Below are 15,926 nucleotides of genomic sequence, written 5' to 3'. Positions count from 1 at the left end.
GCGCACAACCTGGTAAAACCGTAATTGATTTTTGTACTGCTGACAACGGCAATTACATAGTACAGTTGCCGATGGGCATGTCTTGTCTTAACCCGTAGCGAAGACGCTGTCCATTTTATGAAACCCATCTTTATCATTAAAAAATTTTAACAAAAATGAAAACGATCAGTAAACTGTTAACTATCGCAGCCCTGACAGCAACTTTTGCAGCGTGCAAAAAGGAAGGGAACATTGAACGTGACATTGTACCCGGACCTAACCCAAGTGTTGACACCATTAAAGGAAATGTTGTTGGTACTGTTAACTTAGTCGCAACGAAAACTTATATCTTAAAAGGTCTGGTAACTGTAAAAAGCGGCGCTATACTGAATATTCCTGCAGGAACTACCATCAAAGGTTTTGATGTGGCAGGTCAGAAAGGCGTACTGTTAGTAGCTAAAGGCGGTAAATTAAATTCCAACGGTACATTGAATAACCCGGTTATCTTTACCTCTATTAAAGCTACACCTGCGCATGGCGATTGGGGTGGTATCATTATTCTTGGCCAGGCGCCCACCAACAAACCGGTTACTACTTTCATAGAAGGTATTCCTAATACTACAGACTCTCAGTACGGTGGTACACTTCCTGCTGATAACAGCGGTAGCATCACTTATACCCGTATTGAGTACGCTGGTGGTGTTTTCCAGGGTGCACTCGGAAATAACAACGAAGTAAACGGTCTGACATTTGGCGGCGTTGGTTCCGGTACCGTGGTAAACCACGTACAGGTAAGCTACAGCGGCGATGATTCATTTGAGTTCTTTGGTGGTAGAGTAAACCCTACTCACCTGATCTCTTATCGTGCTATTGATGATGATTTTGACTTTGATTTCGGTTACCAGGGTAAATTACAATTCCTGGTTGCTTTACGCGATCCGGAAATTAATGACCAGTCTAAGTCAAACGGTATCGAATGTGATAACGACAATACCGGTGTAGCTACTAACGTACCACGTACGCATCCGATCATCTCCAACTTAACAGTACTGGGTAATAACGGTGTGGCTGATTCTAATCCTGATCTTCCTGTAACTTCTGCAAGTGGTGTTGACGGCTCATTCCAGGCTGGAGCACATTTCCGCAGAAACACTGGTCTGTCAGTACGTAACTCCATTTTCCTGGGCTTCCCTGCTGCAGGTTTGCTGGTTGATGGAAATGTTACTGCTGATTCCCTGACCAATGGTGCATCAGAATTCAGAAAGAACTTCGTTCATTCAAACACTGCAGGAAAAGCATTTGCTGTTGCTTCAGGAACTACTTCCTACACAGATGCAACTTTGAAGACTTTCCTGACCAACGCTACCAATGCGAATGTTGAACTGGCTGCTGCAAGCGGCGCCGGCCTGGTTAATCCGTTTAACCTGAGCAGCGTTAACTCCACTCAGTTCTTTATTACTTCTGGTGCTGCTCCTGCTACAGGTGCTGATTTCACTGGTGGCAAATTCTCTACCGGATTCAGTTCAGTTGCTTACCGTGGTGCATTCCCTGTTGCAGGTGGTGCAAACTGGGCGATTGTAAGATCAGGTACTACCGGATGGACAAGGTTCTAAGCAGTTTTCATAACATTTAATGATGGTGAGATTGGCATATATTGCCGATCTCACCTTTGTAATATACTATAGTCAAAATAATATAAGCCAGATGAACAGAAACTATTGCCTGCCGATGCTCAACGCCTTTCTATCCATTTGTTTGTTGTCATGTAAAAAGGATGATAAGAAGTTAGAAAACACCAAACCGGTAGTGGCCTTACCAGAGAAAATAAGTGCGAACCGCACACTTAAAAGCGATACCGTTTATACCTTTGGCGTATCCGTAAACGTAACGGACAATGCCGTGCTCACTATTGAGCCGGGCACAGTTATCAAGAGCAAGAGTACAGCAGATGGCACCGGCAGATCCGGTTACATTGCGATAGAAAGAGGCGCCAAAATTATGGCCGAAGGCACTGCAGAAAAGCCTATTGTATTTACATCAGGCACACCCGCAGGGTTCCAGCAGCATGGCGACTGGGGAGGACTATATATTTTTGGTAAGGCCCCTGTTAGCGCCTATGATGAAAATACCGGCGGCGCAGCAACAGAAATGACCCTGACCGGTTTGGGAGCGCTTTTACCTGCCGGTGGCGGAACTGACCCCAGGGATAATTCCGGTGTGCTCAAATATGTCCGCATCGAATTTGCCGGAGTAGGATCAGCTGAATCCTACGGACTGGCCTGTATTGGCGTTGGGGCCGGTACCACTATTGAAAATGTACAGGCAAGCTATACGCAAACTTCAGGGTTTGGCTTCTTTGGCGGAACGGTGAATGCAAAGAACCTGGTGGCCTTTAATAACAGGGTGGCCGGACTGGTTTATTCAAATGGCTATACCGGTATGCAGCAGTTTATCGTTAGTTACAAACACCCTTACTTTGCTGCCCCGGGCGCTTTTATAAGTACCTGCGATGCGTTACTGGTACTGAATGATATTAAAGGATACCCGGTAGCGCCGGACACACGTCCCGTGTTGTCAAATGTTACCGCTGTTGGCCCTTATAACAACCCTGGCTATAATAGCGCTTTACCCTGGAACGCAGCTTTAAATGTAAGTTATGGCGGTGCTTTTGTGCTGAGAAATTCTATTCTGATGGGCATGCCAAAAGGCGGGATTAAACTCAGCGACGACATTGCTGCACAACGTTTGATTGACGGCACCACAGAATTTTCCACTAACCTGGTACACAGTAATATTTCAACAGATGCTTTTACAGTAGATCCCGGCGCCGTTTATTCCATAGATGCAGCTGGTGTTACTGACTATGCAGTAAATCATCACAACAAGATGTATGCTAAGCCGGAAGAAATAAACCTTACCAGCCCTTTCAATTTTTCGCTTCCTGGACTATTGCCGGCAACTGGTGCGCCTGCTTTGTCTGGCGCGGATTTCAGCGGGGAGCCCTTCCAGGGATTTTTTAAGAAGGTAACATATGTAGGGGCTTTCGGAACAGAAAACTGGATGCAGAGCTGGACAAATTTTTATCCTGTAAGTATTAAATACTAAGCCAATTAAAAGATATTTAAACATATTGAATCGTAAAAGCAGGTTTTGCTTTTTCCTTTTTATGATAGTATGCTATCATCGCAGCGCGGCGCAGCAAATGGTAGCCATGGGCGTGTTTTTGTCCAGGCACACGGTAAAAGACGCGGGAATGTCCGCCCTTGTTTACGAGGGAACCTATCCTGGTATTACCGCCAGTTTTATGAGTACCGGCGCTGTTGTAACACATGAAGTGGGCGCCCGTGGGGCGTTTGGGACGTTACATGGAAAGCATGGCACCGGCGCTATGCGATCAAAAGTTTTCGGGTTGGATTACAGCGTGCTGTTTGCGGTAAAGAAAACAGACAGGATGCGTTGTGAATTGGGCGTTGCACTGGATAATTATCTTAACCTGAGGGAACATTTACAGTATGTGAACAACCCCGATTATTATGAGTTTATCAGTGCTATTGGTCCCGCATTTAAATTTAAGTATGCGTTTACGTGGCGAGGCCAACAAACGGAGAAGAACTGGGAAGTAAACACCGGCGTTTTTTATCCTGTTGCAGCTGCGCTTTCTATGTCAGGCCAGCAGGGTGGTTTACATTCGTCCTCTTTCCAAACGGCTACTGAAAGCATGAAAGGGGCGGGCTGGAATGAACTGAACAGGTTTCAATGGAATACCGGGGTAAAGGTAAAGCTGCGCGAAAACAGCGGGATGTCTTTGCACTATCAATGGGAATACTACCGGATCAAAGAAACCAATGAGGTACAATCAGCTATCCATAGTTTAACCGTCAACTACTTTTTTTTACTATGAGAAACGTTGTTGTTAGTATATTAATGATTACGGTGATTTTCATCGTTTCCTGTGAGAAGGCGGTCATAAAAGCAGCGCAGCAAAGCCCCGTTGCCGTTTTTGAAAGCCTTTGGAGTACGATGGATATAAAGTATGCGCTGTTCAGTTATAAGAAAATAGATTGGAGAGAAGTATACCGGAAATACCGGCCAATGGTATCTGACAAAACCAGTACCCAGGAACTGTTTGATATCTGCAGCGATATGCTTGATCAGTTGACGGATGGCCATGTGGCCCTTATTAACGGTGAGCAAAAGTATACCTACAATGGTTACTACAATTCATATCCTCATAATTTTAGTTTCGGCCTGTTGAAAGAAAAATACCTGCCGGATGTGAGCTATCAGGGCATAATGGCATATACTTTTATTGATAAGTTGGGCTATTTACACATTCCTTCTTTTGGTGAAGAATTAACATTGCCGGATATCGACAGGGTGTTTGAGAAGCTGGTGAATGTTCAGGGGCTGATCATTGATGTAAGGGATAACAGTGGTGGCGGCTCTTTGAAGGTCGACAGGATCGTTGAAAAGCTTATCGCAGAAAAGATGTTACTGAAGTATGATATCTATAAGCGTGGGCCCGGGCATGATGATTTCTATCCGCCGGAGGCGAAATATCTTTCTCCCAAAAATAATATTTTGGCGGGCAAACCTATCGTGGTACTAACAAACAAACGATGTTTCAGTTCCTGTAATGACTTTGTGCTGTATATGTCGGAGCTGCCAAACGTAGTGGTAACAGGAGATCAGACAGGTGGTGGAGGCGGCACTCCGTTTGATTATGAGCTGCCCAATGGCTGGGTGCTGAAATACTCTGCTTCTATGGCTGTTTCTGTTGCCGGGGTGAACATAGAAGACGGGGTTGCCCCGGATTATTTTATATCCAATAGCCTGGATGATGAGAGTAACGGGAGAGATGCTATTTTCAAATTTGCATTGGAACACCTGCAATAGCTTGTCTTAAATCCTTATATTACAAGCTGAAAAATTATTACATACCCCAAAAATGGGTGTTTACGGGAACCTGGAATCTATGTTGATCATCTTATTGCGTATAACAGGCTACGGCTGGACAGCCATTGCATTTGTAGTATTATCTGTACTGGTAGCAGTTAAAATATTAAAACGGAGTAACCCTGGCAGGAAGCCCGGTTGCATAGGCATCGGCTATATTTCACTGATAGTGTTTTGCCTGCTTAGTTTCTCATCCATGCTTGCAGGGGCATTGGGTGGCTTTGTGGTGAATGCTTTTACGCTGCCGCGGTACAAAGCGAAGGTAGTCAGCGTTTCCTCTTACGTATCGAAAGACAGCAAAAATAGAAACACCATCATGTATCGCTCCACCGTTGCGTTCACAACGGAAGACGGCACGCCGGTGGAAATGGAAACAGATATATCCTCCTCCGGCAGGCCGGAGATCGGGGAGACCGTTACCGTGGGCTACAAACCGGGTATGTCGGCGGCCGGGGAATTTTCCGGCACTAAGTACCTGTTAATGAGTGGGGCGGCGGTAATGTTACTGGTGATAGGGTATTTTTCGATAGCTGGTATCATATATGCAATGGGCTGGCAAATGGCCACCTACTTCAATTTCGGGATGATCATACTGCTGTATTTCATTTTACCTTTAGCCATGCTGTTTATGTTAGGAGGCATGGGATACGCAGTAGTGCAGTATTTCATGGGACTCCGGCCGGATATGCCGGTATGGGCAGTAGTAGTGTGTACGTTTTTCTGCCTGGTGTTATCTGCCGGCATGATGGGGTATGTTCGCCTGCTTGCTGCAAGACGCGGACGCACCCGTTAAGTTAAACTTCTTCACCAGGCGGCTCCGCCTGGTGCATGCTGACCAGGGCAGCCGGGATTGCATCTCCATAAAAAAAATTTTCTTCCTCCTTCACCCTTTTCCGCTTTTCAGTTGCCTATGATAACAGGGGTGATTAAATAAGGCAGCCGGCCTTTGGTTATCTGCAAAAAACAGCAACAGCATAACGCAGGACAACAGATGATGGAAATAAATCCGGATTTTATTATACTTTGTGCGGATAACAATGAAGTTACAAAGTGGTTTATGTACCAACCAAAATCAGGTGAAGTAGTTTCTTTTGAAGAACAGTTTAAACTTCATTACACCTTCCTGTGCACCGCCGCGTACTATGTGGTTGAAGATGAGGATGCGGCCAGGGATATCGTACAGGATTTCTTTCTTTATTGCTGGAGTAAGCGGCATATTATCCGCATTACCCACGATTTTAAAAGTTATGCCGTTCGAGCCATCCGCAACGCTTCGCTGAATTATTTAAAGAAATCGGGCAAAACATCGCTGGAGGAAATAGCCGTTATTGAAAATATGACGCAGCACTTTCCACTGGAAGATAATGAAGCGGAAGCAGACCGCAATGCAGCGCTATGGGCCGCTGTAGCCCGGCTGCCGGAACAACGCCGCCGGATCTTCCTGCTGAGTAACCGGGATGGATTGAAATATAAGGATATCGCAGCAACGCTGGGGATCTCTGTTAATACGGTGAAAACACAGATAAAACTGGCCCTGCAGTTTTTACGGAAAGAATGCCGGTGGATGAATATAATCATCGCCTTCCTGTTTTTCTTAAAAAATAATTGACGGGCATTCACCCTTTTTTCATACTTGTTTGCCTTTATTATCGAAGTTATGAATGAAAATGATAAAGAAATAGACTGGGAGAAGCTGCTGAACCGGATGGATGGGGACAGCGCCGGGGAAGCCCTGAATGAGGAGGAACTGGCAATGCTGGCTGCAGCAAAAGAGATGCAGTCGCGGATAGGAGCGGCGAAATTCCCGGAAGAAGAAGGCTGGCAAAATTTTGTACAGGCCAGGAACCGCAGGCAGGCGCGCCATTTCACGCTGGTGAAGCTGGCCGTTGCAGCAGTACTGGTATTGGCCATCGGAGCGGGATTGTGGACATTCCTCAACAGGCAGCACCCTCCGCAGCTGGCCAATGAAACGCCCGCAGGGAAAGTACGTTTGAAGTTATCGGACGGCCATGAGGTAACGCTCGGTGGCAGCACACAGGTTATTCAAAACAACGGTATCGCCTCTATCAAAGCAGATCAGTCGTCACTTGTTTATGGCGCGGGCGCTAGCCGTACCCTGGTAACGGCCATGGATACACTGGAAGTACCCCGTGGATTACAGTTCACGCTACAGCTGGCAGATGGCACAAAAGTATGGCTCAATGCGGGTTCCAGGCTGATCTACCCCGCCGCTTTTAATGGCGCATCACGGGACGTGTATGTGCAGGGAGAAGCCTATTTCGACGTGGCTGCCGATATAGAACGGCCATTCACGGTATACTCAGGCAAAGTAGCCATGAAAGTATTGGGCACAGCCTTCAACGTAAATACCTACGGACCGGAAATACAAACCACCTTAAGCAGTGGAAAGCTGCTGGTAACCGCCGGCCAGGAAAGTACCGTGCTGGCACCCGATGAGCAGGCCGTTTATAATGATAAGAACGGATCGCTGAACAAAAGAACTGTGGAAGCCAGGGTATTCACCGCCTGGAAAGAAGGCGACCTGTTTTTTGAAGATGCCACGCTGCTGGATATTACCAGCTACCTGGCCCGTAATTATGATTATGTTTTTGTTTTTGAAGATCCAACGCTTGAGAAAATAAGTTTTACTTTAGATATGCGCCGCCCGGCCGTTTTACAGGATGTATTAAACCAGATCAGCCATAGCATGAATAATTTAAGGTTCCGGGTGGAAGGCAAAACAGTGCACATCATGAAACGTCAATAGGGAATAATATCAACCGGAGTCAATCAGATTGCAGGCAGCCACGGGTTGCTGCTTAAACCATAATACCAAACCAGAATGAGAAATTTATTGGGCTTGTCCTTCCGCTGGAAGGAAGCGCGGCGCTATGTCATGCGGTTACCGTACCAGTTACTGCTTTTACTGGTCCTTACCGGCACCGGGGCACTGGCGCAGGAGAATACGGATCAGGGAATATTATCGAGAAAGATTTCTTACGAAGCCAATAAATCCTCTCTGAGTAAAGTACTGAAAGATCTGCGTACGCAGATGCATATCCGCTTTACCTATAACAGCGAGCTGATAAAACGACAGCCACCTGTTACGGTTAAAGTAAATGGGGTTACCCTGGAATCCCTGCTCAAACAGGTATTGCTGAATACGGGTTTGGAGTTTATGGTGGAAATGGGAGGGATCATTATCTACGAACAAACAGTGTCCGCAGATAAGGGTAATAGTATGGCAGTGATCATCAGGGGGAGGGTAACAGATCCGCAGGGATCGCCCCTGGCAGGGGTAAGCGTTAAAGGACTTACCTCCAAAGAAATGACCATTACCCAGCCCGATGGCATGTTTATGCTGGTAGCCCGGGAGCAGGAACAGGTAAGTCTTTCCCTGGTAGGCATGAAAACGCTGCTGTACAAAGTGAAACCGTCGGATGAACAAATGATTTCTTTTAGAATGGATACCATTGCCCGGGAAATCCAGGAGGTAGTGGTGAACGGGTATCAGAAAATTGATCCCCGCCTGGCTACGGGTTCAGTATTAAAACTAAATGCAGCCGATATATTGCAGCCCGGTCAGCCTTCGGTAGACAGGATGCTGCAGGGAAAAGTACCGGGGCTCATGGTGATCAATACCTCCGGTGGCGTGAATGCAAAGCCTACCATGCGCATCAGGGGCACTTCCACCTTAATCGGTAACGCCGCCCCGCTTTGGGTGATCGATGGTATGATACGCCCCGACCCGGTTAATATCTCCTCAGCACTGTTGAATAATGTGCTCACTGGCCCTTCCCAATCCAACTATGAACTGATGGGAAACGCCATCAGTGGTTTGAACCCCTATGATATTGAAAGCATCACTTTTTTGAGAGATGCCGCGGCGACTTCTATTTATGGTACCCGCGCGGCCAACGGTGTGATCGTGGTAACTACTAAAAGAGGGAAAGCCGGCCCGGTGGAAGTAACCTACAATTCAAATATATCTTTTCAGGCGCGTCCTTCCTACAACCAGTTAAACCTGATGAATTCCAAAGAACGGGTAGCTTTCTCAAAATCATTGATAGAAGATGGCGTAGTTTTTAATGGAAATGCAAGTGGGTTCGAAGAACGGTTTTCATATGAAGGATTATTAAGGCAGTTGTACGCCAGGCAAATCACCGAAGCGGAATTCCAGGAACAGGTAGGCGCTATTCAAACGCGGAACACCGATTGGTTTAAGGAGTTGTTCAGGAACCAGATGAGCATGCAGCATGCCCTCAGCATGAGTGGCGGCGCCGGCAAAACCACCTATTACGCTTCCCTGAGCTACGGCGGCTTTAACGGCGCTGCAAAACAGGATGGCAAAAAAACATATTCAGCGAATGTAAGCGTACGCACGCAAATCGGCAAACGGTTGAACCTCGACCTGTCTATGCAAAGCAATTATATAAAATCCACGGGGTATTACCAGTCGGTGAATCCGCTGACCTATGCGCTGCAAACAAGCCGCATCTACAGTCCGGACGATTTTTACCCGGTGAAGTCCCCCAGTAACATGATAGCCGGGCAGCCAGTGCAGTTAAAGTGGCGGCCGTATGTTTATAATATACAGAATGAAATCAGTCACTCTGAAAACAACAGCAGCACCCATTCTTCCAGTTTAAATTTATCGTTGGATTATAAGATCAGGAAAGGATTATTCTTTCGCCATTCTTCCAATGTGATTATTGGCGGCGCCGACGGGTTAACCGCGGCTGATGAGCAAACCTATGAAATTGCTGCGTTACGCGGTTGGAGTTCGGAAGTGACGCCAACGCAGGAAATGATGTTGACGGGTTTGCCCACAGGTGGCATGGCCTATATGATGAATCAGAAGAGCATGTCGCTCGGCATGAGGAACAGTTTAGATTACAATGCCGGTGTGAGAAAGGACCGCGACCAGTTTAATTTTACGTTGGGTAATGAAGTGAGAAGTGAAACCGCCAATGGCCTTACATCCAGGGAACCGGGATACTTTCCGGACCGGGGAAAGACATTCTTTCCAACGGTAATGGGCAGAAAATTATTTAGTTCAGAAACGATCAACGAAGCCATCGACAATTCCGTTTCTTATTACAGTACGGCAGCTTACAGCATGATGAACCGCTATGTTCTAAGCGGTACCATCCGGACAGATGGCTCCAACAGGTTTGGACAGTATTCCAACTCCAGGTTCTTACCCAATTACAGTATTGCTGCCCGCTGGAATGCTTCTTCAGAAAGCTGGTTTCCCGTAAGTGCCCTGATCAGCGACTGGCAGGTGAGAGGTTCCTATGGCACACAGGGAAATGTGGTGAGTGCAGTGGGGCCTAACCTGGTGGCCACTTACTCCCCGGTTGTGGGAGAGACAAATCCCATTACCGGCAAACCCTACCTGCACATAAAAACCATGCCTTACCCGGAGTTGCGCTGGGAAAAAACATACCAGTGGAATTTTGGTACCCAGGTAGCCATGTTCAATGGCCGCCTGCGGGTGAATGTTGATTATTACTCGAAGAAAACAACAGACGTACTGGACATGATAGAGATCCCTTTCGAATACGGTATGGATATGATGTACAGGAACGGAAGCGAGTTATATAACAAAGGATGGGAAGCCATGATCAATGTAGATGCCATCAGATCGCGGAACACATCGCTCTCCTTTACGTTTACTACCAGCAGGAACAGTAACCGGGTATCTGATGAAATTATTCCCAACGACTACAATTCCTTTTTTAATGGCACTGGACACTTACGCGGAAAACCCGTGAGTGGTTTTTACTCTTATATCTACAATGGGCTGAATCACAATAATGGATTGCCAACGTTCAGGAATTTAGATCTCAAGGAAAAAACGTCCAATCCGGATGATTTCCTGGTGTATTCCGGGCAACTTCAACCTTCTTTCACCGGAAGTATTCAACCGGTGTTCCGGTACAAATCCTTTTCAGCGGTGATGTTGTTTTACGTTAGTATTGGCAGCAGCAAACGGCTCAATAATCCTTTCCCGCGTACAAACGGACTGAATGGGGTGCCGGCGCCATTCACCAATCTCAGCAAAGATTATTTGAACCGCTGGCGTAAACCGGGTGACGAATTACATACAGATATTCCTGTAATGATGGATCTTTTAGCCAACCAGGACCGGCTTGTGATACCCTATAAAGTGATCAGTAACAGTGCTGCTGCAAACTCCGGAGAGATATCCCTGGATCCGTTTCAAGCTTATAATATGTCTGATTTGAGAACAGTCAGTAACAACTACCTGCGATGCAGCAACCTGAATCTTACCTACACCATTCCTGCTGCTAAGCTGAGGGGAAGCGGGATTAAGAATTTAAGCGTTGGCGCGGCCATAAATAATGTTTTTACGGTTGCCAACAGGAAACTAAAAGGGCAGGACCCTGAAATTGACGGAATTGGCACCAGTGCATTGCCGCTTACCCGGCAGTATGCTTTCAGCCTGAATGCTACTTTTTAATGTAACTCATTTCAATAATACAGCATGAAGAAATCGTTGCTTGTAATCATAGGCGCCTTGTGTTTAGTGTCCTGTAAGAAGTTCCTGCAGGAATATTCTCCAACAGATGTAATACCTAAATCTACCCATGATTTCGGAGAAATATTATATTATGAAGGATACCCTACCAATTCCACACTGCTGCAACCCTGGATGGTATTCCTGGATGATGATACCCAGTGCTATACAGGACCGCTCCTGGCCAACTCAAATGTGGTATTCCAGGCCGCTCCCATCTTTCAGTGGCAACCAGATATGGAGCCCGCCACTGCCGCTACCGGCAATGCCATCAATTTCAATACCTGGAGCACTTACTATAAGTTGTTGCTGGGCATAAATGTTGCGCTTCAGTATATGGATAATTCAACGGGCCTGCAGGCCGACAAAGACCAGTTTAAAGGAGAAGCCTACACATTACGGGCACTCTATCACTTTATGCTGGTGAATATCTATGCAAAACCCTATAATGATTCTCTCACCACACCTGATAAAAGCCCGGGCGTGCCCATCAGGAAAACAGCCGACCTGTCGGATGCTTTTCTCCGCAGGAATACCGTGAAAGAGGTGTACAACCAGATTGTGAGTGATCTCGATAGCGGCATTTATTTGTTGGATAAATACAAAGCTACCCGCGAATATTACCGGATTTCGCATGTAGCTGCCCATTTGCTGGCCAGCAGGGTATTCCTTTATATGGAAGACTGGGATAAAGCGATCAGTCATGCTGATGAAGTACTGAAGTATCACCCGCAGTTAATGGACCTGAACACCTGGGGAGGGATGCCTGATATAGAGCATAAAATGCTGATAGGACCATCTAATATTGAAAGTATCTGGAACTATGGACAGGCGGAGGAACAGTTGCCATACGCTTATTCAGAGGCATATGAAATTTCACACGACCTGGTGGATTGTTTTGAAGAGAATGATCTGCGCAAGCAAACGGGATTTTATATAAACCCGGAATTTATGAAAGAATTCCTGACGCCCGATTTTTCACAGATGAAGAATGTTCCATCCGTTTCCGGGCATAATAACGAATTATCCAATTCGTGGAGAAGCTCTGAAGCTTACCTGAACCGTGCAGAAGCCTGCATCCAGAAATACAGGAAAACAGGCGACGGTAATGCAGCTGCCCAGGCATTGGTAAGCCTGAATACACTTCGCGCCAACCGGATTGACCGGGCCTCTTTCACACCGTGGACAGTAAAGCCCGGAGACGTGTTGCTGCAAATGTGCAGAACAGAACGCCGCAGGGAACTATACCGCGAAGAAGCGCACCGCTGGTTTGATCTGAGACGCTATGGCATGCCATCGATCAAACACATTTTTACACCCAACCAGGTAACCGTACAGGTATTCCGGTTGCCGGCGCGGGATCCGCAATATGTAATGCCAATACCCACCGATGTATTATCGCGCAACCCGGCATTAACACAAAATCCATTATTCGCGGGTAAGCGTTTACCCGAATAACTTCTTTCAACTGTAAATAATCATATATGAGATTATACTACCTGGTACTGGTGCTGTTAGCAGGGATAGCCTGTAATAAGGAGGCCGCATTAACGCCGGAGCCTATCCCGCCCGTATATACGCTGCCACAGGGTAATCATGATTACGATGATACAATAGTGGCCTGGTATAAAAAATACAACACCTTTATCCTGTATAAATTTACACAGCTGGATTATGCGTATAACTATTACGACAGGAAGCCGGATAGTGCTTTTAATGCTAATCCCGCTTATGTGGCGTCAACTCTCCGGTTTATCAGGGAAGAATTACTGGAAGTATACCCGGAAGCGTTTTTAAAAACCACGCTTCCTTACAAGATTTTACTCGCCTCTTATATTGGCGGAGGCACTACCCGTTCTGCCACCGGGTTTTCCGCCAGCAGCAGCATGCTCGCTATTGGCTGGGCCGATAGTACCCTGGCGCAGAAAACGCCGGCTCAACGAAAGCAGCTCCGCGGCTGGTTGCACAGAGCCTACATGGAACGCACCTTCCGTACCGACAACACTATTATCCCGGATGCATTCAAAGCACTGGCGCCACCTGCCTATGGCCAGGTGCTGCCTGCAAAACTCCTGGAGGAAGGCATCGTGGAGCCATATACCAATGCGCTGAATGTGGCAACTGATTTCCTGGCATACATTGAAGTGATTACCAGTCATACCAAAGAAGAACTCGAAGCCGGGGTGCTGAGCAGCCGGGTAGATGTAAAGGGATTGATAAGAAAGAAATACGACGTTGTTATCGCCACGTTTTTCAACAAGTACCAGATAGATCTTCAGGCGATAGGCAACAGACCTTAATTATATTATCCGCATTAATATTTTTATATGAAAACATTAAAAGGAGCGCAACTCCTGTTATCGGGCGTGTTTGTCATTGCCGGCTTTACAGTGAATGCCCAGGCGCCCGCCGGTACCGAATACCGCAGCGCCGTTATCACTGCCGCTATCAATAAGGTTACAAAAAAGCACTACCATCCCAAACCCATTGACGACGCCTATTCCGCGGCGGTATGGAACCGGTTCCTGCACACCCTGGACCCCAACAGCAACCTGTTTCTCCAGGAAGATGTAATTGCCCTCGCGGTGTATAAGAACCAGGTCGACGATCAGCTGAACTCAGGCGCCACTACTTTTTTTGATGCAGCCTATGCGATCTATGAACAACGGGCAGGGGAGGCCAGCCGGCTTTGCCAGAAAATCCTGGCTACGCCTTTCGATCTGAAAAAGAAAGAAACCGTAATGGCCTGGAGAAAAGATCTTCCCTTTTGCGCCAGCAAACAGGAACAGGAAGAACTGTGGCGTAAGCTCCTGAAATATTACACCCTGCGTCACTATATGGAAATGAGCGCCGCCAAAGGCGATACCGCCAAACACCTCGCGGCCGTTGACCCGGTGCTGGAAGCCAAAGCCCGTGAAAAGGTACGTAAATGGTACAGCGATTATTTCCGTCAGACGACCGGGCAACGTGGCGCCGACGATAAATTTGCGCAGTATGTAAGCGCCGCCATGTTTGAAATAGATCCGCATACTACCTATGCCGCGCCACAGGACCGGCTTATGAACGAACAGCTCAACAAACGTTACTACGGACTGGGCATAGAACTGGGCACCAAAGAATCAGATTATTACATAAAAAGATTGCTGCCGGGTGGTACCGCTTACCGCAGCGGGCAGGTAAAGGAGAATGATAATATCATCGCCGTTGCCGACAGCAAAGGGGAGATGCTGCCTGTTAACGGGCTTCCTGCCAATGAAGTAACCGGCTTGATCCGCGGTGAAAAAGGAACGGCCGTTACCATGAAGCTGCAGCAGCCCGGTGAAAAAGAAAGAACGGTAACGATAAAAAGAGATGAAGTGATTGACCAGGAAAACAGGGCGAAAAGCGCCGTGATTGAAAAGAACGGAAAGCGTTTTGGCTATATCTTCCTGCCCCTCTTTTACATGGATCCTACGGGTACCAAAATAAACGGATCCGCCAATGATGTAGCCCGCGAAGTTGAGAAGCTCAAGGAGCAGGAAGTGGATGGCATTGTGATGGATCTGCGTGGCAATAGCGGCGGCTCGCTCGATGAAGTGGTAACAATGGGTTATTGCTTTGTACCCGCCGGCCCTATCACCTGGCTCAGGGGGAAAGACAGTATCCGGATGTATTCCTCTCCGGCTGTTGAGCCTTTGTACGACGGACCATTAACCGTGCTGGTAGATGAAAGCAGCGCTTCTGCTTCTGAAATATTTGCTGCAGCAATGCAGGACCGCGGCCGCGGAATCATTGTGGGCACTTCTTCTTCCTTTGGAAAAGGTACCGCCCAGATGAATATCAATATCGGTAAAATGGGAAATCCGGAGAAAGGCATTGCTGATGTAAACTATGGCAGCATGCGGCTTACCACGGAGAAGTTTTACCGTATTAACGGATCATCCACACAGCTGAAAGGCGTGATCCCCGATATTGTGCTGCAGGATAGAATGGAGCTGCAATCCATTATGGAAAAAGATTTTTCTTCTGCGCTGGCATGCGATACCGTGGGCCTGCCTCCGTATCAGCGGCTTACTTTCGCTTTCAATTACCAGGAAGTGGTGCAACACGCACGCATACGGGTGCAGCAAAATCCTGCCTTTGCCACTGTCGCCGCAAATACCCGCCAGTTAAAAACGTTGCAGGAGCAACCCACGCCGCTGGATTTATTGTCGTTCGGCGCTGCCTATCAACAGATATCGGGATGTCAGAAAAATATACAACAGGCCAAAGAGCTGAAAGGCAAAGAGGTACTGACCGTACAGCCATCTATGTTAAGAAACATAAATCCGGCCCGGCAAAAGAATGACGCTGTTAATACTGCTTCTTACAAAGAGTGGCTGGAGAAACTGGGTAAAGATATTTACCTCGCTGAAACCCTGTCGGTGCTGGAAGATATGCTGGCTAACCCGGTAGCGCCATAATTATA

At 47.1% G+C, this 15,926-nt stretch carries 11 protein-coding genes; all 11 read left to right on the top strand.

Annotated elements, in window-relative coordinates; genetic code table 11:
• Positions 1-155 precede the first annotated feature (155 nt).
• The 11 genes from V7S65_RS24795 (at position 156) to V7S65_RS24745 (ending at position 15,921) form a co-directional block, all read left to right on the top strand.
• Complete coding sequence (locus tag V7S65_RS24795; RefSeq protein ID WP_336388161.1) at positions 156-1,592, top strand: hypothetical protein; 1,437 nt, start codon at positions 156-158, stop codon at positions 1,590-1,592.
• A gap of 91 nt (positions 1,593-1,683) precedes the next feature.
• Entirely contained in the window at positions 1,684-3,084 is a 1,401-nt protein-coding gene (locus V7S65_RS24790) for a hypothetical protein (RefSeq protein WP_336388160.1), read from the top strand.
• Between the two features lie 61 nt (positions 3,085-3,145).
• Complete coding sequence (locus V7S65_RS24785; RefSeq protein WP_336388159.1) at positions 3,146-3,880, top strand: hypothetical protein; 735 nt, start codon at positions 3,146-3,148, stop codon at positions 3,878-3,880.
• Complete coding sequence (locus tag V7S65_RS24780; protein WP_336388158.1) at positions 3,877-4,875, top strand: S41 family peptidase; 999 nt, start codon at positions 3,877-3,879, stop codon at positions 4,873-4,875. The genes V7S65_RS24785 and V7S65_RS24780 overlap by 4 nt, the downstream gene beginning before the upstream one ends.
• A 79-nt stretch (positions 4,876-4,954) precedes the next feature.
• The gene (locus V7S65_RS24775; protein WP_336388157.1) at positions 4,955-5,728 is read left to right on the top strand and encodes a hypothetical protein; all 774 of its coding nucleotides are present in this window, start codon (positions 4,955-4,957) and stop codon (positions 5,726-5,728) included.
• Between the two features lie 264 nt (positions 5,729-5,992).
• Entirely contained in the window at positions 5,993-6,544 is a 552-nt protein-coding gene (locus V7S65_RS24770) for an RNA polymerase sigma-70 factor (protein WP_168771446.1), read from the top strand.
• Between the two features lie 48 nt (positions 6,545-6,592).
• The gene (locus V7S65_RS24765; protein WP_336388156.1) at positions 6,593-7,702 is read left to right on the top strand and encodes a FecR family protein; all 1,110 of its coding nucleotides are present in this window, start codon (positions 6,593-6,595) and stop codon (positions 7,700-7,702) included.
• A 75-nt stretch (positions 7,703-7,777) separates the two neighbouring features.
• Positions 7,778-11,422 (top strand): SusC/RagA family TonB-linked outer membrane protein, encoded by a 3,645-nt coding sequence (locus V7S65_RS24760; RefSeq protein WP_336388155.1) that lies wholly within the window; start codon positions 7,778-7,780, stop codon positions 11,420-11,422.
• Between the two features lie 24 nt (positions 11,423-11,446).
• Entirely contained in the window at positions 11,447-12,937 is a 1,491-nt protein-coding gene (locus V7S65_RS24755) for a RagB/SusD family nutrient uptake outer membrane protein (RefSeq protein ID WP_336388154.1), read from the top strand.
• 26 nt (positions 12,938-12,963) lie between these two features.
• Positions 12,964-13,779 carry a hypothetical protein gene (locus V7S65_RS24750; protein ID WP_336388153.1) on the top strand — a complete coding sequence of 272 codons (816 nt, stop codon included), beginning with the start codon at positions 12,964-12,966 and terminating at the stop codon, positions 13,777-13,779.
• Between the two features lie 27 nt (positions 13,780-13,806).
• Complete coding sequence (locus V7S65_RS24745) at positions 13,807-15,921, top strand: carboxy terminal-processing peptidase (RefSeq protein ID WP_336388152.1); 2,115 nt, start codon at positions 13,807-13,809, stop codon at positions 15,919-15,921.
• Positions 15,922-15,926 lie beyond the last annotated feature (5 nt).

Origin of the sequence: Chitinophaga sp. CCNWYY40, from assembly GCF_037483205.1 — a bacterium.
Classification (GTDB): domain Bacteria; phylum Bacteroidota; class Bacteroidia; order Chitinophagales; family Chitinophagaceae; genus Chitinophaga; species Chitinophaga ginsengisegetis.
The sequence above is the reverse complement of the archived record's forward strand: the minus strand, read 5'-3'. Positions and strand labels throughout refer to the sequence as shown.

Excerpts from the sequence above, each read along its gene's own strand:
- V7S65_RS24750 (WP_336388153.1), top strand. The coding sequence starts at position 12,964 with ATGAGATTATACTACCTGGTACTGGTGCTGTTAGCAGGGATAGCCTGT.
- V7S65_RS24745 (WP_336388152.1), top strand. The coding sequence starts at position 13,807 with ATGAAAACATTAAAAGGAGCGCAACTCCTGTTATCGGGCGTGTTTGTC.
- V7S65_RS24755 (WP_336388154.1), top strand. The coding sequence starts at position 11,447 with ATGAAGAAATCGTTGCTTGTAATCATAGGCGCCTTGTGTTTAGTGTCC.
- V7S65_RS24785 (WP_336388159.1), top strand. The coding sequence starts at position 3,146 with ATGATAGTATGCTATCATCGCAGCGCGGCGCAGCAAATGGTAGCCATG.
- V7S65_RS24790 (WP_336388160.1), top strand. The coding sequence starts at position 1,684 with ATGAACAGAAACTATTGCCTGCCGATGCTCAACGCCTTTCTATCCATT.
- V7S65_RS24770 (WP_168771446.1), top strand. The coding sequence starts at position 5,993 with ATGTACCAACCAAAATCAGGTGAAGTAGTTTCTTTTGAAGAACAGTTT.
- V7S65_RS24795 (WP_336388161.1), top strand. The coding sequence starts at position 156 with ATGAAAACGATCAGTAAACTGTTAACTATCGCAGCCCTGACAGCAACT.
- V7S65_RS24775 (WP_336388157.1), top strand. The coding sequence starts at position 4,955 with ATGTTGATCATCTTATTGCGTATAACAGGCTACGGCTGGACAGCCATT.
- V7S65_RS24780 (WP_336388158.1), top strand. The coding sequence starts at position 3,877 with ATGAGAAACGTTGTTGTTAGTATATTAATGATTACGGTGATTTTCATC.
- V7S65_RS24765 (WP_336388156.1), top strand. The coding sequence starts at position 6,593 with ATGAATGAAAATGATAAAGAAATAGACTGGGAGAAGCTGCTGAACCGG.
- V7S65_RS24760 (WP_336388155.1), top strand. The coding sequence starts at position 7,778 with ATGAGAAATTTATTGGGCTTGTCCTTCCGCTGGAAGGAAGCGCGGCGC.